At 72.0% G+C, this 17,895-nt stretch carries 18 protein-coding genes; 4 read left to right on the top strand and 14 right to left on the bottom strand.

Annotated elements, in window-relative coordinates; genetic code table 11:
• Window position 1: 1 nt before the first annotated feature.
• From secD to ACQ452_RS10545, 8 genes are all read right to left on the bottom strand, one after another.
• Entirely contained in the window at window positions 2-1,912 is a 1,911-nt protein-coding gene (secD, locus tag ACQ452_RS10580; RefSeq protein WP_433392704.1) for a protein translocase subunit SecD, read from the bottom strand.
• Window positions 1,913-2,171: 259 nt separating this feature from the next.
• Window positions 2,172-2,513 (bottom strand): preprotein translocase subunit YajC, encoded by a 342-nt coding sequence (gene yajC / locus ACQ452_RS10575; protein ID WP_433392702.1) that lies wholly within the window; start codon window positions 2,511-2,513, stop codon window positions 2,172-2,174.
• 138 nt (window positions 2,514-2,651) lie between these two features.
• Complete coding sequence (gene ruvB, locus ACQ452_RS10570; protein ID WP_433392700.1) at window positions 2,652-3,722, bottom strand: Holliday junction branch migration DNA helicase RuvB; 1,071 nt, start codon at window positions 3,720-3,722, stop codon at window positions 2,652-2,654.
• Window positions 3,719-4,321, bottom strand: coding sequence for a Holliday junction branch migration protein RuvA (ruvA, locus tag ACQ452_RS10565; protein WP_433392698.1), 603 nt, complete (start codon window positions 4,319-4,321; stop codon window positions 3,719-3,721). Before ruvA ends, ruvB begins: the two co-directional genes overlap by 4 nt.
• Entirely contained in the window at window positions 4,318-4,845 is a 528-nt protein-coding gene (gene ruvC, locus ACQ452_RS10560; protein ID WP_433392696.1) for a crossover junction endodeoxyribonuclease RuvC, read from the bottom strand. The genes ruvA and ruvC overlap by 4 nt, the downstream gene beginning before the upstream one ends.
• A 124-nt stretch (window positions 4,846-4,969) precedes the next feature.
• Complete coding sequence (locus ACQ452_RS10555) at window positions 4,970-5,578, bottom strand: TetR/AcrR family transcriptional regulator (RefSeq protein ID WP_433392694.1); 609 nt, start codon at window positions 5,576-5,578, stop codon at window positions 4,970-4,972.
• Window positions 5,579-5,589: 11 nt separating this feature from the next.
• Entirely contained in the window at window positions 5,590-7,158 is a 1,569-nt protein-coding gene (locus tag ACQ452_RS10550; protein ID WP_433392693.1) for an MFS transporter, read from the bottom strand.
• Between the two features lie 131 nt (window positions 7,159-7,289).
• Window positions 7,290-7,937, bottom strand: coding sequence for a transcriptional regulator (locus ACQ452_RS10545; RefSeq protein WP_433392692.1), 648 nt, complete (start codon window positions 7,935-7,937; stop codon window positions 7,290-7,292).
• Between the two features lie 189 nt (window positions 7,938-8,126).
• On the opposite strand from ACQ452_RS10545, the gene ACQ452_RS10540 reads away from it, so the two are divergent.
• Window positions 8,127-8,987: an SPFH domain-containing protein gene (locus tag ACQ452_RS10540; protein WP_433392690.1), complete on the top strand. Its 861-nt coding sequence runs from the start codon at window positions 8,127-8,129 to the stop codon at window positions 8,985-8,987.
• Window positions 8,988-9,026: 39 nt separating this feature from the next.
• Here ACQ452_RS10540 and ACQ452_RS10535 read toward each other — a convergent pair whose 3' ends face one another.
• The 4 genes from ACQ452_RS10535 to ACQ452_RS10520 form a co-directional block, all read right to left on the bottom strand.
• Entirely contained in the window at window positions 9,027-10,064 is a 1,038-nt protein-coding gene (locus ACQ452_RS10535; protein WP_433392688.1) for an aminotransferase class V-fold PLP-dependent enzyme, read from the bottom strand.
• 66 nt (window positions 10,065-10,130) lie between these two features.
• Window positions 10,131-10,520: a hypothetical protein gene (locus tag ACQ452_RS10530; protein ID WP_433392686.1), complete on the bottom strand. Its 390-nt coding sequence runs from the start codon at window positions 10,518-10,520 to the stop codon at window positions 10,131-10,133.
• Window positions 10,521-10,567: 47 nt separating this feature from the next.
• The gene (locus ACQ452_RS10525) at window positions 10,568-10,972 is read right to left on the bottom strand and encodes a DUF6596 domain-containing protein (protein WP_433392684.1); all 405 of its coding nucleotides are present in this window, start codon (window positions 10,970-10,972) and stop codon (window positions 10,568-10,570) included.
• A gap of 57 nt (window positions 10,973-11,029) precedes the next feature.
• Entirely contained in the window at window positions 11,030-11,290 is a 261-nt protein-coding gene (locus ACQ452_RS10520; protein WP_433394083.1) for a hypothetical protein, read from the bottom strand.
• Window positions 11,291-11,368: 78 nt separating this feature from the next.
• On the opposite strand from ACQ452_RS10520, the gene ACQ452_RS10515 reads away from it, so the two are divergent.
• Window positions 11,369-11,794 carry a hypothetical protein gene (locus tag ACQ452_RS10515; RefSeq protein WP_433392682.1) on the top strand — a complete coding sequence of 142 codons (426 nt, stop codon included), beginning with the start codon at window positions 11,369-11,371 and terminating at the stop codon, window positions 11,792-11,794.
• 62 nt (window positions 11,795-11,856) lie between these two features.
• Here ACQ452_RS10515 and ACQ452_RS10510 read toward each other — a convergent pair whose 3' ends face one another.
• Window positions 11,857-12,309, bottom strand: coding sequence for a hypothetical protein (locus ACQ452_RS10510; protein ID WP_433392680.1), 453 nt, complete (start codon window positions 12,307-12,309; stop codon window positions 11,857-11,859).
• 191 nt (window positions 12,310-12,500) lie between these two features.
• On the opposite strand from ACQ452_RS10510, the gene ACQ452_RS10505 reads away from it, so the two are divergent.
• The gene (locus ACQ452_RS10505) at window positions 12,501-13,475 is read left to right on the top strand and encodes a DUF5937 family protein (RefSeq protein ID WP_433392679.1); all 975 of its coding nucleotides are present in this window, start codon (window positions 12,501-12,503) and stop codon (window positions 13,473-13,475) included.
• Window positions 13,476-13,549: 74 nt separating this feature from the next.
• Here ACQ452_RS10505 and dnaE read toward each other — a convergent pair whose 3' ends face one another.
• Window positions 13,550-17,080 carry a DNA polymerase III subunit alpha gene (gene dnaE / locus ACQ452_RS10500; protein ID WP_433392677.1) on the bottom strand — a complete coding sequence of 1,177 codons (3,531 nt, stop codon included), beginning with the start codon at window positions 17,078-17,080 and terminating at the stop codon, window positions 13,550-13,552.
• A 236-nt stretch (window positions 17,081-17,316) separates the two neighbouring features.
• On the opposite strand from dnaE, the gene ACQ452_RS10495 reads away from it, so the two are divergent.
• Window positions 17,317-17,877, top strand: a complete 561-nt coding sequence (locus ACQ452_RS10495; RefSeq protein WP_433392675.1) for an RNA polymerase sigma factor — start codon at window positions 17,317-17,319, stop codon at window positions 17,875-17,877.
• Window positions 17,878-17,895 lie beyond the last annotated feature (18 nt).

The following is a 17,895-nucleotide window of genomic DNA, read 5'->3' as shown; positions in this document are numbered from 1 at the left end:
CTCAGGCCTCCTTGACGCGCGGGTTGCGGGGCTTGGTCGGCTCGGCCGTTCGGGGTGGGAGCGCCCGGCCGAGGCCACTGACCTGTGGCGACAGGAAGGCGGAGGTGCGGGCGAACATCGTCATGATCGGATGCCGGAAGAGGAAGACCACGACCAGGTCCAGCACGGTGGCCAGGCCCAGGGCGAAGGCGAAGCCCTTCACCGTGCCGACCGAGACCACGTAGAGCACCACCGCGGACATCAGCGTGATGGCGTTGGCCGAGATGATCGTGCGGCGGGCCCGGGTCCAGGCACGCGGCACGGCGCTACGAGGGCTTCGCCCCTCCCGGATCTCGTCCTTGAGCCGTTCGAAGTAGATGACGAACGAGTCCGCCGCCACACCGAGCGAGACGATCATGCCGGCGATGCCGGCGAGGGTGAGGGTGAAGCCGATCTGCCGGCCGAGCACCACCAGCGCGCCGAAGACCAGCAGCGCCGAGAGGATCAGGCTCAGGAAGATCACCGAGCCGAGCAGGCGGTAGTAGAAGAACGAGTAGATGATGACCAGCAGCATGCCGATGCCCGCCGCGAGCAGACCGGCCCGCAGGTGGCTGGCGCCCAGGGTGGCGGTGACGTTCTGCTGCTCCTGCGCCTCGAAGGTCACCGGGAGCGCGCCGTAGCGAAGCTGGCCGGCGAGGGTGTTGGCGTCCCGCTGGGTGAAGTTGCCGGTGATCTGCGAGTTGCCCGTCAGCACGCCCTGGATCTCGGGCGAGGAGACGATCTCGTTGTCGAGCACGACCGCCACGCGGCACTTGCCGTCCTGGCCGAGCGCGGTGGCGTCGCAGGCCTGCGCCTCGTTGTTGAACGCCTCGCGGGTCAGGTTGGTCCACTTCTCCTGGCCCTTGCTGGAGAAGTCCAGGCTGACCACCCAGGAGCTGGTCTGGTCGAGCACGCCGCTGGCGTCGTCCACGTCGGTGCCGAGCACCTTCGCCTGGTCGAGCAGGTATTTCGCGGCGCCGTCCTCGCAGGCCACCACCTGCTGGTCGGGGGCGGAGATCGACGCCGGCGGGCGCTTGTCGAGCTGGGCGCAACTGATCTGCGGCACGTTGAACTGCACGTTCGCCGGCAGCACCGCGACCTCGCGCGGATCGAGGGCGGCGAACGGCTTGAGCTTCTCCGCCAGCGACGGGTCGGCAGCCAGGTCGGCCGGGGCCTGCAGACCGCTCGCGGCGGCCCACGCGGCCGCGCCGACCTTCTGCTCGACGGCCTTGCGCTGCTGCTCGACGCTCTGCGGCACGGGCTGCGCGCTCGCGCTCGGCGCCGGGGTCGCGGCGGCGGAGGACGGGGCGGCGCTCGGCGAGGCGGACGCGCTGGCGCTCGGTGCCGGGGCCATCCCACCCTGACCGCCGCTCGGCGACGCGGTCGCCTTCGGGGCGGCGCTGCCCGAGGGGGCGGCGCTGCCCGACGGGGCCGGGGTCGCGCTGCCCGACGGGGCGGGCGTGGCGGGCGCCGGGGCGGCGGCGGCACCGCTGCCGTCGGCGGCCTTGAGCACCTTGCGGAAGCGCAGCTCGGCGGCGCTGCCCACCTCGGTGATGTCCCGGTTCTCACCGGGCAGGGAGATCACGATGTTGCGGTTGCCCTCGGTGACCACCTCGGCCTCGGCGACGCCGAAGGCGTTCACCCGGCTCTCGATGATCTGGCGAGCCTCTTCGAGGTTCTCCGCCGTCGGGGCCTCGCCGTTGACGGTGTTGGTCGCCTCCAGCGTCAGCCGCGTGCCACCGACGAGGTCCAGGCCGAGTTTTGGCTCGAGCCGGTCCTTCAGACCGCCGCTGGCGCCGCCCGCGAAGAACACCATGAGATAAAGGACCACGAAGATGAGCCCGAGCACGGCCAACTGCCGCCCGGGGCGCATCTGTCCCTGAGGTGGTGCCACGGCTTACCTGTCTCCCTGTACGGTCGCGCCGCTGGTGCGGCGGGGGTCGGCCGGTCCGGCCGGCGGTTCCGACGGCCCGGTGTCGGAGGCGGGCATCCCGGGTTCCGGAGCCTCGGCGCGGGGCGCCGAGCGGAACGCGGGCGGGCCGGCCTCCGGCACCGGGCCCAACTATCCAGTTTTCCCGTCGCCTCCGCTGCCCCGTCGGGCGCGACGTTCACCGGAATTCCGGCGACCGCCACCCGTCGGGGGCGGGGGCGTCTCACTCCTTGACGACGTCCGCGTCCTCGGCGACCGGCTCGGCGGGACGCTCCGCCTGGCTGACCACCCGGGCGATCGCCGGGCGGGCGTAGCGGGTCTGCACGCCGGGAGCGACCTCGAGCAGGACGGTGTCGTCGTCCACGCCGGTGACCGTGCCGTAGAGCCCACCGATGGTGACCACCTCGTCGCCGGGGGCGAGGGCGGACTGCATCGACTCCGCCTCGCGACGGCGCTTCTGCTGGGGCCGGATCATCATGAAGTACATGACGCCGAAGAGCAGAGCGATCATGAGGATCGGCGTCAGGCTGCCGGCACCCCCGCCGCCCTCTGCTGCGTAAAGCACGGTGAAAGACCTTCCCATTGGCTTCCGTCCCGGCGCGGGCGCGCCGGAGCGGAGGCGGATTCTCACGTCCTGTACAGACCGGCGCGAGTCTAATCCCTGCACCTGGGAACGCCGAATGCGGCACAGATCACGGTCGCATCACGGCTGATCGGCGTCCACCGAGAACAGATCGGGCACGGGAGGGGCATCCGCACCAAATGTACCATTCGGGGGCGTACGGCCCAGGTGCCGCCAGGCGGCCGCCGTGGCGACCCGCCCGCGCGGCGTACGGGCCAGCAGCCCGGCCCGCACGAGGAAGGGCTCGCAGACCTCCTCGACCGTGTCTGGCTGCTCCCCCACCGCCACGGCCAGCGTCGACAGGCCGACCGGCCCGCCCCGGAAGGAGTCGACCAGCGCCGTCAGCACCGCCCGGTCCAGCCGGTCCAGGCCCAGCGCGTCGACGTCGTACACCTTCAACGCGGCCCGGGCGGTCTCCAGGGTGACCACACCGTCGGCGCGGACCTCGGCGAAATCGCGGACCCGGCGCAGCAGACGGTTGGCGATCCGGGGCGTGCCCCGGGACCGGCCGGCGACCTCGACGGCGCCGTCGTCGGTGATCGGCACGCCGAGGATCCGGGCGGAGCGGCGCAGCAACACCTCCAGGTCGGCCGGCGAATAGAAGTCGAGGTGCGCCACGAAGCCGAACCGGTCGCGCATCGGCCCGGTGAGCAGGCCGGAGCGGGTGGTCGCGCCGACCAGGGTGAACGGCTCGACGTCCAGCGGGATGGCGGTCGCGCCCGGCCCCTTGCCCACGACCACGTCGACCCGGAAGTCCTCCATCGCGCTGTAGAGCAGCTCCTCGGCCGGCTTGGCGATCCGGTGGATCTCGTCGATGAAGAGCACGTCGCCCTCGGCGAGGCCGGTCAGGATCGCCGCCAGGTCGCCCGAGCGCTCGATCGCCGGCCCGCTGGTGATGCGCAGGCCGGCACCCAGCTCGGCGGCGACGATGTTGGCCAGCGTCGTCTTGCCGAGACCGGGCGGCCCCGACAGCAGGATGTGGTCGGGCGGCGAACCGCGCCGCATCGCGCCCTGCAACAGCAGGTCGAGCTGGTCGCGGACCCGGTGCTGGGCGATGAACTCGGCCAGCCGCTTCGGCCGGACGCTGGCCTCCGCGTCCAGGTCGGCGTCGTGGACGTACGCGGAGACCAGACCCCCGTCGGGGCCGCTCACCGGGTGCGGCCCAGCAGCCGGATGGCCTGCTTGAGCAGCACCGGCACGGGCGGGACCTCGCCGTCGACGCTCTCCGCCACCACGGCCACCGCCTGGTCGGCCTGACCGGCCGTCCAGCCCAGCCCGACGAGCGCCTGCCGCACCTGCTCGGGCCAGGCGCCGCCGGTCACCCCGGCGGCGCCGTCGGCGCCGACCGCCACCGGGCCGACGCGGTCGCGCAGCTCCAGGACCAGGCGCTCGGCGCCCTTCTTGCCGATGCCGGGCACCCGGGTCAGGGCGGCCGTGTCGGCGCCCGCGATCGCCCGGCGCATCGCGTCGGGGGTGTGCACGGCGAGCGCGGCCTGGGCCAGCCGGGGGCCGACGCCGCTGGCGGTCTGGAGCAGCTCGAAGAGCTGCTTGGCGTCATCGTCGGGGAAGCCGTAGAGGGTGAGCGAATCCTCCCGGACGACCAGGCTGGTCGCCAGCCGGGCGGGCTGGCCCACCCGCAGGTCCGCGAGGGTGCCCGGGGCGCACTGCACCGCCAGGCCCACCCCGCCGACCTCCACCACGGCGTGGTCCGGACCGGTCGCGGTCACCACCCCGCGCACACTGGCGATCATCTGGTTCCTCCTCGTCGTACCCGCTCGGCCGCCTCGGCCAGTTTGGACCGCGTCCCGCCGCGCCACACGTGACAGATGGCCAGGGCCAGGGCGTCGGCGGCGTCGGCCGGCTTCGGCGGCTCGGCCAGCCGCAGCAGCCGGGTGACCATGGCGGTGATCTGTGCCTTGTCGGCCTTGCCGGAGCCGGTCACGGCCGCCTTCACCTCGCTGGGGGTGTAGGTCTGCACGGGCAGCCCGGCGCGGGCGCCGGCGAGCACGGCGATCCCGCTGGCCTGGGCGGTGCCCATCACCGTGCGGACGTTGTGCTGGCTGAAGACCCGCTCCACGGCGACGCTGTCCGGCCGGTGCTCGGCGACCAGGTCGGTGAGGGCGCGGTCCAGATGCAGCAGGCGTGTCGGCAACTCGTCGCCGGGATCGGTGTGGACGACGTAGTAGGCGATCAGCGTGCAGGGCCGACCCGGCACGCCCTCGACCACGCCGACCCCGCACCGGGTCAGCCCCGGGTCGACGCCGAGCACGCGCACGCCGCCTCCTCCCCAACGCCAGCAGTACGTGTGTTCGACACCCTACCGAGCCCGGCCGCGCCCCACCGCCGGGGACACGCCGGCCCGCCGACACGCCCGCAACCGCGGTGGCCGGGCCGGGTGCTCAGCGGGGGCGCAGGCCGTCGAGGACGGCGTCGACGAGCCGCTCGGGCAGGGTCGCCTCGTCGAGGCCGGGGTGCCAGCGCAGCATCCGCTGCACCAGCATCGGACCGGTCAGCATCGCCATGGCGACCTCGACGTCGAGATCCGCGCGCAGCTCGCCGGAGCGCACCCCGCGCCGCAGCACCTCGCGCATCAGCTCGCGCCGGGGCTCGATGATGCTCTGGTAGAGCTGGTACTGCTCAGGGGTGCGGTTGACCTCCGGCACCAGGCAGGGCATGATCCGCGCCGCCCGGGAGTCGATGTGGTGACCGACCGCGCCGACCAGCAGGAGCAGGTCGTCGCGGACCGAGGCGCCGGTGGGCTGCGGCGGGCTGCCCTTGAGCGTCCGCAGGGCGTCGTGCAGCAGCGCTCCCTTGCCCGGCCAGCGGCGGTAGATGGTCGCCTTGCCGACCCCGGCGCGGGCGGCGATCGCCTCGATCGAGATCGCCTCGGTCGTGCTGCCCTCGGCGAGCAGGTCGAGGGTCGCCTCGATGATCGCCTCGTCCGCGCGGACGCTCCTCGGCCGCCCGGGCGGCCGAGGAGCGTCGGCGGTGGAAGTCATGTCGGACATTGTTCCCGAAGTCAGGCGGTCCCGGCCAACTCGGGTTCCCCCACCTGCTCCGGCGCGCCCGCCCCGGCGGCGGGACGGCCGGGCATCCAGCGCAGCACCACGAGGATGCCGAGGACGGCGACCGCGGCGGCGAGGCCCGCCGCCCAGTGCATCGCGGCCAGGAACGCCTCGTCGGCGACCGCGATCAGCTGCGGCGCCGCCGGCCCGAGCCGATCCGCGGCGGCGTACGCGCCGGAGATGGACTCGCCGGCCGCCTCGCGCGCCCCGGCGGGCAGGTCCCGCAGGGCGGGCTCGACGTCGGCGCGGTAGACCGCCGAGAGCACCGAACCGAGCACCGCCACACCGAGGGCGCCGGCCACCTGCCGGACCGTGTTGCTGACCGCCGAGCCGACGCCGGCCTTCTCCCGGGGCAGCGCGGACATGATGGACTCCGTGGCCGGGGGCATGATGTTGGCCATCCCGGTGCCCTGGAGGAAGAGGATGACCAGCACCACCCAGATCGGGGTGGTGGCGTCGACGAGGGCGAACGCGCCGAGCGCGACCACGGTCAGCGTCAGCCCGACCGTCGCGACGGCCCGGCCGCCGTAGCGGCGGACCATCGCCGCGCTGCTCGGGGCGAAGACGAGCTGCGCCGCGGCGAAGGGCAGGTAGAGCAGGCCGGTCTGCAACGGGCTGAGGCCGCGCACCAGTTGCAGGTAGAACGAGCTGAAGAACATCACGCCCATCGCGGCGAAGAAGACCAGCCCGACGATGGCGACCGGGGCGGCGAAGCGGGGCACCCGGAACAGCCGCACGTCCAGCGACGGGTGGTCGGTGCGGCGCTCGTACGCGACGAACCAGGCGAGCACCGCCAGGCCGCCGAGGATCGCGACCCAGACCAGCGGGCGGGCGAAGCCGTGCTCGCCGCCGTCGATGATGCCGTACGTCAGCGCGACGAGCCCGACCACCGACAACAGCACGCCGACGACGTCGACGCGCCCCGGGCTCGGGTCCCGCGACTCGGGCACCAGCAGCGCCACCAGCACCACGCCGAGCGCCACCACCGGCACGTTGATCAGGAAGACCGAGCCCCACCAGTAGTGCTCCAGCAGCGCGCCGCCGAGGATCGGGCCGATGGCCACGGCCAGGCCGACGGCGCTGGCCCAGACGCCGATCGCCCGGCCCCGCTCGCGGGGGTCGAAGACGTTGGAGATGATCGAGAGCGTGACCGGCATGATGGCCGCGCCGCCGACCCCCATCAGCGCGCGGGCCGCGACGAGCTGCGCCGGGCTCTGCGCGTACGCCGACAGCAGCGACGCCAGCCCGAAGAGCACCAGGCCGACCAGCAGGATGCGTTTGCGCCCGGCCCGGTCACCGAGGATGCCGAAGGTGAACAGCAGCCCGGCGAAGACCAGCGTGTAGGAGTTGATCGACCATTCCAGCTCGCCCTGGGTCGCGCCGAGGCCGTGCACCGGGTCGGCGAGTGTCCGCAGCGCGACGTTGAGGATCGTGTTGTCCAGGACGACCACGAGCAGGCTGATCACCAGCACCCCGAGGATCGCCCACCTCCTGGGGTGGCCCGTGTTCTCGTACGGTGGCATCTTCGCGTTCTCCCCCGACTCCCCGTTCCGATACGGGTCAGACTCGTAATTAGCCGCCAGCGTAGGCGCGACATTATCGATACGGAACCGATCCGTATCGTGTGTGACGGCCGTCACGAGTCGGGCGGCGGTCAGTGCGCCGGGCCGGCACGACCGGGACGGGGCGCGGCGCAGGCCGCCACGGCGGCGGGGAGCGTGGACAGCCGGGCCGCCGGCGCACCGACCGGCTCGATCCAGCCGGGCCCGGCGCCGTACACCCGGGTCGTCGGGAAGTCGCGGGCGAAGCGGACCAGGCGGTACGCGCGGCCGGTGACCGGCGTCTGTGCCCAGAGCACGACGATGCGGGGGCGGACGCGACGGGCGGCGCTGGCGAGAGCCGTCCACGGCAGGGCCGGCCCGAACAGCAGGCTGCCCCGGGACCGCTCGCGCAGCGCGGCGGCCAACGCGTGCAGCCCGAGGCCGTGCGTCTCCTGCTCGGCGCCGGCGAGCAGGACGCCACCGGTGGGCAGGGGCCGGCCCGGCACGCGCCGGAACGCGTCCAGGCCGACGCGGACGCCCTCGGCGAGGGCATGCTCCACGGCGACCCCGATGGCGGTGTGTCCGGGCAGCGCGGCCAGCATCGGCACGCAGACCTGCTCCCACAGCGCCGCCGCGCCCCACACGTCGGCGACCTCTCCGACGAGCAGGGCGACCCGGCTGCTGTCGAGGTCCTCGGCGGCCAGCGAGATCTGCTTACGGGCGGCCTCGACGGCCCCGGCCGGCATGGGATCTGTCAGCACCAAGACGATTCTCCCGGTAGGCGTTCACTACCAGGGTGCTTCGTCCGCCGGGCGGCGGGTGGATGCGCCTCGCGCGAAAACCACGCTCCGTATCACGTGCGGGCCGGCGGTGCCCGCGCCCGCCAGCCGCGCGCCGCCTTGACCGGGGCTCCTAGGGTGGTGGCCCCCTCCGCGAAAGGTGCCGAGCGCATGCCCTTCGGCTTCATTGTTATGATCATCTTCGTCGTGGGTCTGGCGATCTCCGGCCTGCTCGCGCTCGCCACCGCGAACCGGGCGACGAAGCGGACCGCCGCCCTGGCGGCGCTCGGGTGCCTCGTCGGCGCCGTCGTGTTCGCCGTCGGCGCCAGCGCCCACTCCGTGCCGATCCGCTCGGTCGGCATCGTCACCAGCTTCAACAAGCCCACCGGCAAGGTCACCGGCTCGGGCCTGAAGTGGGTGGCTCCCTGGCAGAAGGTCGGCGAGTGGGACGCGGGCCGGCAGAAGTACGACCACATCGGCGGCGACAACTGCGTCCGGGTCCGCACCGGCACGCTCGCCGACGCCTGCGTCGAGGTGCTCGTGGAGTGGCAGGTCAAGCCGGAGAACGCGCCGAAGCAGTTCATGGACTACAAGGGCGACTTCGTCAGCTTCCGGGGCCAGCGGGTGGGCGTGCAGCTCGACAGCGCCGTCAACGACGCCTTCTCGACGTACAACCCGCTGGAGAAGATCGACGGGGCCACCGGCAACCTCAACGTGGAACTGAAGCCCTTCGCCGAGAGCATCAAGGCCAGCGCCGAGACGCGGCTCGCCAGCGACGTCGACATCCTGTCGGTGACGATCACCCGGGTCAACCATGACGACAAGACCGAGGGCAACATCAAGGCCTTCCAGGACAAGCTCGCCCAGACCCGCAACCTGGAGCAGGACCGCAAGAACGCCGCCATCCAGAAGCAGATCACCGAGACCAACGCCAAGGTCGACAAGGTGTCGCGGTGCCTGGAGATCGCCGAGCGCAACGGCAGCAGCCCCGGGCTCTGCATCAACCCGGGAATCATCACCGGCGCCAAGTGACGACCGGCCCGCGTCGACCCCGCCCGGACGCGCCCCGGCTCAGCCGGTGAGCGCGTCCAGGGCGAGGTCGACGTCGTCCTGGGTCGAGTAGATGTGGAAGGACGCCCGGATCCGGCCGGCACGCACCGCCGCCCGCACGCCGGCCCGCTCCAGCCGCGCCGCCGCGTCGGGCACCTCCACGGTGACGATCGCGCTGTCGCCCGGCGGCCGGCCCAGCCCGGCGAGGAACCGGTTGGCCAGGGCGACGTCGTGGGCGTGCACGGCCGGCACGCCGATCTCGGCCACCAGTTCCAGGGCGGGGGCCGTGCCGACCCAGCTGAACCAGGCCGGCGAGATGTCGAACCGGCGGGCGTCGGCGGCGAGGCGCAGCGGCGGGCCGTAGTAGGAGGCGTGCGGGTCCGCACCGGCGTACCAGCCGGCGGCGTCGGGACGCATCCGCTCGCGCAGCGAAGGGGCGAGGTAGGCGAACGCCGAGCCGCGCGGCGCCATCAGCCACTTGTACGCCCCGACCGTCACCACGTCGGCGAGGCCCGCGTCGAACGGCAGCCAGCCACACGCCTGGGTGGCGTCGACCGCGACGAAGGCGCCGTGCGCCCGGGCCGCCGCGACGATCTCGTCGTACGCGGCGACCGCGCCGTCGGCCGACTGCACCAGACTGAACGCGACCAGGTCGGTGTCGGCGTCGATCGCGTCGACCAGCCCGGCCGCCGGCACGGTGCGTACCCGCACGCCCCGCTCGACCTGCGCCAGCCAGGGAAAGAGGTTGGAGGTGAACTCGATCTCGGGCACCACGACGGTCGCCCCGGCGGGCAGCGCGGCGGCGACCGGGGCCAGCAACTGCGACACGGTGCTGCCCACCGTGACGTCGGCGACCGGCACCCCGACCAGGCCGGCGAAGGCGACCCGGGAACGCTCGGTGGACTCGCCCCAGCCCTCCCACGAGATGCGCCCGACCCGCCAGTCGGCCAACGCCGCCTGCACGGCGTCCCACGCCGGCTCGGGCGGCAACCCGTAGGACGCGGTGTTCAGCCAACCCGGCTGCGGCTGCCACAGCTTCTGCGCCTGTGCGATATCCACCCCGTCGACGCTAGTCACCCGCGCCGCTCACCGGGACGGCCAATTCCGCGCTCGCGGACCGGCCGGTCAACGGAGCCGGTCGGCGCGGGCCAGCAGGTACCTTCGTTCGACCTGGTTCCGCGTCAGGGTGGCCGCCTCGCGGTAGAGCGTCGCCGCGCCGGCCGGGTCGCCCGCCGTCTCGCGCAGGTGGGCGCGCACCGCGCGTTCCCGTTGCCGGGTCAGCGGTTCCCGGTCGAGTCGGAACCGCCGGTTGAGGTCGTCGAGCAGGGCCAGTCCCCGGACCGGCCCGTACGCGCGGGCCACCGCCACCACCCGGCTCAGCCGCACCGGCGCGGTGGGGTTGAGCCGTTCGAGCCACAGGTACAGCGCGGCGATCTGCGGCCAGTCGGTGCCCTCCGGCGACGCGGCGGCGGCGTGCACGGCCGCGATCGCCGCCTGCAACTGGTACGGGCCCACCTCGCGCCGGTGCCAGACGCCGTCGATCAGGTCGGTGCCCTCGCGGATCAGGGGGCGGCGCGCAGCATCCGGGTCAGCCGGATCGCCTCACGGGTCAGGTCGACGCGGGCGAGTTCGGCACCGGCGGAGGCCGTGTAGCCCTCGTTGAACACCAGGTAGAGCACCTGCGTCACGGCGGCCGTCCGGGCGTCCCGGTCGGCGTCGGTGGGCGGGGTGAGGCGGGCGCCGGCGCGGACCAGTTGCTGTTTGGCGCGGCTGATCCGGGTGCCCATCGTGGCTTCGGTCGTCCCGTGGGCGTGCGCGATCTCGGCGGTCGTCAGGCCGCCCACCGCGCGCAGGGTGAGCGCGACCTGGGAGGTGGTGCTCAGCGCCGGGTGGCAGCAGAGCAGCAGGAGGGTGAGGCTGTCGTCGGTCTCCGACGGTGGGTGTGCCCGCCGGGCCGGCTCCCGCATCGCTCCCGCATCGCCAGCGTCCGAGCGGAGCAGGTCGACCCGTGCCGATCATGCGGATCAGCCAGCTTCGCGGGTTCGGCACGCCGCCGTCGACCGACCGGCCACGCCCCTCCTCCTGCACGGCGCTCGAAGTGGCCGCGCCGCAACGCACCGAGCACCGGCGCCGGGCCGCGTCCCGTCCCTGGGAGCACCCCGTCGACCGGGCCCGGGACCACCGGGTGGCCGGTAGCGCCCGATGCGGATCAGCCAGCTTCGCGGGTTCTCCGGCACGCCGTCGACCGGCCACGCCCGGCTGGCGGTGAGCAGCGCCTCCTGCACGGCGTCCTCGGCGACGTCGAAGTGGCCGAAGCGCCGCACCAACGCACGTACCGGTGACAGCCCACCAAGGAGGACGAGATGTCTGAGACCCACCAGCCGAGCGCCGAACTGAAGGCCCTGGACCGCCTGGTCGGCACCTGGACGGTCAGCGGCGGCGCCGAGGGGACCGTGACCTACGAGTGGATGGAAGGCGGATACTTCCTGCTCCAGCGCGTCACGCTCACCCAGTTCGGCCAGCCCGTCACCGGCCTGGAGTTGATCGGAAACCTGCGCCCCTTCGGCGAGCCGCCGAGCGCGGACGTGGTGTCGCGGTTCTACGACTCGACCGGCAACACCCTCGACTACGTCTACGAACTGACCGGTGACACCCTGACCATCTGGGGTGGAGCGAAAGGCAGCCCGGCCTATTACCGGGGCACGTTCGGTGCCGGCGACACCACGGTCACCGGCGAGTGGGTCTACCCGGGTGGGGGTGGCTACCCCTCCACCATGACCCGGGTCTGACGCGGCAGCCGGGCCGTGACACTTCACGCGGTTTCCGTTACCCGGTGGCCGCGCCTTTCCGATCAGAGATTGGGGTTGTAGGACCAGGGCGTGCTCGAGCCACTACTGGGTGACTCGTCTCCCCAGAAATTCACCTTCACGGCCCTGAGCTGTTTCGCGTATCCCACCTCCCAGTAAAAATCCTGACAGGGCCTTTCGTACTGGTAGATCTTCGCTCTTGCGGGCGCCGTCTCCCAGGTGATCTCGCCGGTGGTCGGGTTCCTCAACTGCACCGTGACCGCCGCGGTCGCCTCGTTGGTGTTGTCGGGGTTGCCATCGCACAACGTGAAGTCAATTCCGCTCATGCGATGCTTTCCCTCCCAGTGGCCATACCACCAGATGACGCTCACCCCGCCCGCGCTGCCCTCCTTGGGCCACTTCTCGTCGGCGGCCATTGCTGCCTGAGGAAGGGAAGACAGTCCCATCAGCGCGGACACCAACCCAATGGCGAGGAGCCCGCTGATCCTCTTCTTCATGCTTGCCCTTGCCGGTTCGGCAGGCAAACTTTGCGCTCGTCGCGGTAAAGCCCTCAGCATCGTGATCCTCCTTGCACAGACACGGTCCGGTGGCAGTTCCGCCGGACAGCTCCACCATGCAGTGGGTCGCGACGGCCGTCGAACGATTCGAGCCTGCTCGAATCGAGCGCAGTCGACGTAGAGTCACAGCCATGATTCGGCTGAAGTTCGGGGTCGAGACGTTGAGCCACACCCGGCTGTCGGTCTCCCCGGCCATCGAGGCGGTGGAGTGGCTGAAGTTGACGGCGACGACCCGGCGGCATCCAGTGTTCGGCGCTCCCGGCCCCGGCGCCCGCGCCGCCCTGCGGCATCCCGACGTGGAGTTGCTCGTCGCTCTGCTGACCGCGGGCAGCAGTTCCTACATGCCGGATCTGTTGACGCCGCAGCCGCGCCCCGGGCCGGCGGACAAGATCCTGGACGCGCAACTGGCCGAGATCGAGGCGAGCCCGCAGGAGGACGTCGACGCCCAGGTCCTCAGGGCGGTTCCGACGCATGCCGGCCCTCGCCTGCCTACCCGCATCCGCCGGCTCGCCGAGTCGGGGCGGCTACCCCGGCGGCTCGCCGCCGGCATTGCGAGGTTCTGGCACGACACGCTCCGTGACGACTGGCCGTCGTTGCGCACTGTCCTGGACCGGGACATCGCCGAACGGTCGGGGGTGGCGGCCCGGCACGGCATCGGCCAGGTGCTCGACGGGCTCCATCCCGCAGTGCACTGGATCCGCGATTCCCTGAGGATCGATACGCACCACGAGCATGCCGTCGACCTGTCGGATCATGGTTTCGTCCTGACCCCCACCGCGCTGAGTTGGCCGACCCTCATGTTCCAGGTCGACCAGGCATCGCAGACGACGGTGTACTACCCGGCGGGACGCCTCGGCACCGTCGACCGCCGCGGCCCGGTCGCGCTCCCCGACGTGCTCGGCGTCACCCGCGCGCTCCTGCTGACCGACCTCGGGGTCGCCCGGTCGACCGCGGAACTGGCTACCCGACACGGGGTGGCCGCCAGCACGGTCTCCTATCACCTGGGTGCCCTGCACCGCGCCAGGCTGGTCAGCAGACACCAGCACGGTCGCCACGTGTTATACCAGCGCACCGAGCGGGCGGGTTCACTGATCGACAGCGCGTGAGGGCGCGCAGCCGTCGCGGACGGCCGGTGAAGTCGACCGCGTCGACGACGCGTACGGCCGGCGCTGCCGCGGGGTCAGGTGACGTTGGCGGGGCCGAGGACGCTCTTCAGGTCGCCCATCAGCGCGGTGGTCGCGGCCACCCGGAACGGCCCCAGCCGCAGGGTGGTGCTCCGGGTGCCGTTGAGCAGCTTGACGTGCACCTCCGTGTCGCCCGGGTGCAGCACCAGGGTCTCCTTGAGCCGCTCCACCAGCGGCGCGGTGCACCTGTGCACCGGGATGGTCAGGGTGACCGGTTTGCTCCCCGGGCTGCTGCTGACGTCCGGCATGGACATGTCCATCGCCATGATCCGGGGCGTGTCGTCGCGCCGGTCCACCCGGCCCTTGACGACGACGATGGCGTCCTCGGCGATGTACTGCCCGATCACCTCGTACGTGTTGGGGAAGAAGAGGGTCTCCACGCCGCCGGCCAGGTCCTCCAGGGTGGCCGACGCCCAGGCCCGGCCCTGCTTGGTGACCCGCCGCTGCACCCCCGAGAGGATGCCGGCGAGAGTGACCACGGCCCCGTCCGGGACGGTGCCCTCCTCCGACAGGGCGGCGATGGTGGTGTCCGCCGCCGCGCCGAGGACGTGCTCCAGGCCGAAGAGCGGGTGGTCGGAGACGTACAGGCCGAGCATCTCGCGTTCGAAGGCGAGCTTGTCGCGCTTGTCCCACTCGCCGTCGCCGATCACCGGCATGACCGTGGTGCTGTTGGTGTCGGAGTCGCCGAAGCCGGCACCGAAGAGGTCGTACTGGCCGACGGCCTCCTTGCGCTTGACGTCGGCGTACGCGTCGATCGCCTCCGCGTGCACCACGAGCAGTGCCTTGCGGGAGTGCTTGAGCGAGTCGAACGCCCCGGCCTTGATCAGCGATTCGATCGTCTTCTTGTTGCAGACCACCGCGTCGACCTTCGACAGGAAGTCGTAGAAGTCGGCGTACTCGCCCTTCTCGTCCCGGCAACGCATGATCGCGGCCACGACGTTGGCGCCGACGTTGCGTACCGCGCCCAGGCCGAACCGGATCTCCTTGCCGACCGGGGTGAACGGCCCGGCGGAGGTGTTCACGTCCGGGGGCAGCACCTGGATGCGCATCCGGCGGCACTCCGCGAGGTAGAGCGCCATCTTGTCCTTGTCGTCGCCGACGGAGGTGAGCAGCGCCGCCATGTACTCGGCCGGGTAGTGCGCCTTCAGGTACGCGGTCCAGTACGACACCAACCCGTACGCGGCCGAGTGCGCCTTGTTGAAGGCGTACCCGGCGAACGGGACCAGCACGTCCCAGACCTTCTGGATGGCCTCGTCGGAGTAGCCGCGCTCGCGGCAGCCGTCCCGGAACGGGACGAACTCCTTGTCGAGGATCTCCTTCTTCTTCTTGCCCATCGCCCGGCGCAGCAGGTCGGCCTGGCCGAGGGTGTAGCCGGCGAGGATCTGCGCGGCGCGCTGCACCTGCTCCTGGTAGACGATCAGGCCGTGGGTGGGCGCGAGGATCTCCCGCAGCGGCTCCTCCAGCTCCGGATGGATCGGGGTGATCTCCTGGAGGCCGTTCTTGCGCAGCGCGTAGTTGGTGTGCGAATCCACGCCCATCGGGCCGGGCCGGTACAGGGCGAGGACGGCCGAGATGTCCTCGAAGTTGTCCGGCTTCATCATCCGCAGCAGGGAGCGCATCGGCCCGCCGTCGAGCTGGAAGACGCCCAGGGTGTCGCCCCGACCCAACAGCTCGTACGCGGGTTTGTCGTCCAGCGGCAGCGCCAGCAGGTCGAGCTTGCGACCGTGGTTGAGCTCGATGTTCTTGACCGCGTCGTCGATGATCGTCAGGTTGCGCAGGCCGAGGAAGTCCATCTTCAACAGCCCGAGTGACTCGCACGTCGGGTAGTCGAACTGGGTGATGATGACCCCGTCGGAGTCCCGGCGCATCAGCGGGATGTGGTCGATGATCGGCTCGGCGGACATGATGACGCCGGCGGCGTGCACACCGGTCTGCCGGATCAGCCCCTCGATGCCCCGGGCCGTGTCGATGACCTTCTTGACGTCCGACTCGGCCTCGTACATGCCCCGCAGCTCGCCGGCCTCGGCGTACCGGGGGTGCTTGGGATCGAAGATCCCCTCCAGGGGGATGTCCTTGCCCATCACGGCCGGGGGCATCGCCTTGGTGATCCGGTCGCCGACCGCGTACGGGTAGCCGAGCACCCGGGCCGAGTCCTTGATGGCGGCCTTCGCCTTGATCGTACCGAAGGTGGCGATCTGAGCGACCTTGTCCTCGCCCCACTTGTCGGTGACGTACTTGATCACCTCGCCGCGGCGGCGCTCGTCGAAGTCGATGTCGACGTCCGGCATCGAGACGCGCTCGGGGTTGAGGAACCGCTCGAAGATCAGGCCGTGCTGGATGGGGTCGAGGTCGGTGATGCCCAGCGCGTACGCGACCAGGGAGCCGGCGGCCGAGCCACGGCCGGGCCCCACGGAGATGCCCTGGTTCTTCGCCCACTGGATGAAGTCGGCGACCACGAGGAAGTACGACGGGAAACCCATCTGGGTGATGACGCCCAGCTCGTACTCGGCCTGCCTGACGTGCGTGTCGGGGATCCCGCCGGGGTAGCGGCGGTCCAGCCCGGCGAACGTCTCCTTGCGGAACCAGGACCCCTCGGTCTCGCCGTCCGGGACGGGGAAGCGCGGCATCAGGTTGTGGAACTCGAACATCCCGGCGGGGTCGACCTTCTCGGCCACCAGCAGGGTGTTGCGGCAGCCCTCCAGCCAGAGGTCGGAGTTGTCGATGGCGCGCATCTCGTCGGCGGACTTGATGTAGTAGCCGCTGCCGTCGAACCGGAACCGGTTGGGGTCGGCCACGTTCGCCGCCGTCTGCACGCAGAGCAGCACGTCGTGCGCCTCGGCCTGGGCCTCGTGGGTGTAGTGCGAGTCGTTGGTGACCACCGGCGGGATGTCCAGCTTGCGGGAGATGTCGTGCAGCTCCTGGCGGACCCGGCTCTCGATGCTGATGCCGTGGTCCATGATCTCCAGGAAGTAGTTCTCCTTGCCGAAGATCTCCTGGTATCGCGCCGCGGCCTTGAGCGCCTCGTCGTACTGGCCCAGGCGCAGGCGGGTCTGCACCTCGCCGGAGGGGCAGCCGGTGGTGGCCATCAACCCGTCGGCGCTGGCGGCGAGCAGCTCCGCGTCCATCCGCGGCCACTTGACGAAGAAGCCCTCGGTGTACGACCGGCTGGTGAGCGCGAAGAGGTTCTTCAGGCCTGTCTTGTTCTTCGCCCAGATGGTCATGTGGGTGTAGCCGCCGCTGCCGGAGACGTCGTCGCTCTTCTGCTCCGGCCGGCCCCAGCGCACCCGCTTCTTGTGGAACCGCGACTCGGGCGCCACGTACGCCTCGATGCCGAGGATCGGGGTGACGCCGGCGGCCATCGCCTGCTTGTAGAAGTCGTTCGCGCCGTGCATGTTGCCGTGGTCGGTCATCGCCACCGCCGGCATGCCCTGCCGCTTGACCTCGGCGAAGAGGTCCTTCAGCCGGGCCGCCCCGTCGAGCATCGAGTATTCCGTGTGCACGTGCAGATGCGCGAACGAATCGCCCATGCTGGCGCCCCCCGGGTCGGATCATGGGATGGTCGAGGTCGGTCGGCCCACCCTATCGCCGCCGCCGGAGCCGGCTGAAGACGGCGCGCGGGGCGGCACCGGCGGGGGTGTTGTGGGTCTCCCCGGCGACCCCCGGCGACGACGGTGCCGGTCGGTTACCGGACTCGCGGCGGCCCGCCCGGCGGCGCCGGCCGTAACCTGGTCGCACGGTATCCGGCGAGCATGGGACGACCCTGATGCCCCTCCCGGACGGTGTCGAGGAGTTGGCCGAGTCGGCGGCGCGCGGCGACGCGGCGGCGCTCGACGCGCTGCTCGTCGCGGTCCGCCCGGAGGTGCTGCGCCTCTGTGCCCGCCTGCTGCCGCACCGGGAGGACGCCGAGGAGGCGTGCCAGGACGCGCTGCTCGCGCTGGCCCGGGGCATCGGCCGATTCGAGGGCCGCTCGTCGTTGCACACCTGGCTGTACCGGCTGACGGCCAACCGGGCGCGCTCCACCTACCGGGTGCTGCGCCGGCGCTGGCGGGTGGAGGCCGGGGGCGTGCCGCTGCCGGAGCCGGTGGACCCGCGCCGGACCAGCGTGGTCGCCGGCACCCGGCTGGACCTGCTCGACGCGCTCGACGCGGTCCGCCCCGAACTCGCCGAGGCGGTCACCCTGCGCGACGTCCTGGGCCTGAGCTACCGGGAGATCGCCGCCCTGCTCGGCCTGCCGGAGGGGACCGTCAAGTCCCGCATCCACGAGGCCCGCCGGCAGTTGCGGCTGCGGCTGTCCGGCGATCCCGCCGACGAGAGGCGGCGGTGACGGTGGCGGCCCGGCCGG

Origin of the sequence: Micromonospora sp. KLBMP9576, assembly GCF_050941805.1 — a bacterium.
In the GTDB taxonomy this organism is placed as follows: Bacteria; Actinomycetota; Actinomycetes; order Mycobacteriales; family Micromonosporaceae; genus Micromonospora.
This window is presented reverse-complemented; position numbering and strand designations above follow the sequence as displayed.

Bases quoted from the DNA above. Each gene is read 5' to 3' on its own strand.
- ACQ452_RS10540 (WP_433392690.1), top strand. From the start codon at position 8,127: ATGCCCTTCGGCTTCATTGTTATGATCATCTTCGTCGTGGGTCTGGCG.
- ACQ452_RS10550 (WP_433392693.1), bottom strand. From the start codon at position 7,158: ATGCCACCGTACGAGAACACGGGCCACCCCAGGAGGTGGGCGATCCTC.
- ACQ452_RS10495 (WP_433392675.1), top strand. From the start codon at position 17,317: ATGCCCCTCCCGGACGGTGTCGAGGAGTTGGCCGAGTCGGCGGCGCGC.
- ruvA (WP_433392698.1), bottom strand. From the start codon at position 4,321: ATGATCGCCAGTGTGCGCGGGGTGGTGACCGCGACCGGTCCGGACCAC.
- ACQ452_RS10555 (WP_433392694.1), bottom strand. From the start codon at position 5,578: ATGTCCGACATGACTTCCACCGCCGACGCTCCTCGGCCGCCCGGGCGG.
- dnaE (WP_433392677.1), bottom strand. From the start codon at position 17,080: ATGGGCGATTCGTTCGCGCATCTGCACGTGCACACGGAATACTCGATG.
- ACQ452_RS10515 (WP_433392682.1), top strand. From the start codon at position 11,369: ATGTCTGAGACCCACCAGCCGAGCGCCGAACTGAAGGCCCTGGACCGC.
- ACQ452_RS10525 (WP_433392684.1), bottom strand. From the start codon at position 10,972: ATGCGGGAGCCGGCCCGGCGGGCACACCCACCGTCGGAGACCGACGAC.
- ACQ452_RS10505 (WP_433392679.1), top strand. From the start codon at position 12,501: ATGATTCGGCTGAAGTTCGGGGTCGAGACGTTGAGCCACACCCGGCTG.
- ACQ452_RS10510 (WP_433392680.1), bottom strand. From the start codon at position 12,309: ATGAAGAAGAGGATCAGCGGGCTCCTCGCCATTGGGTTGGTGTCCGCG.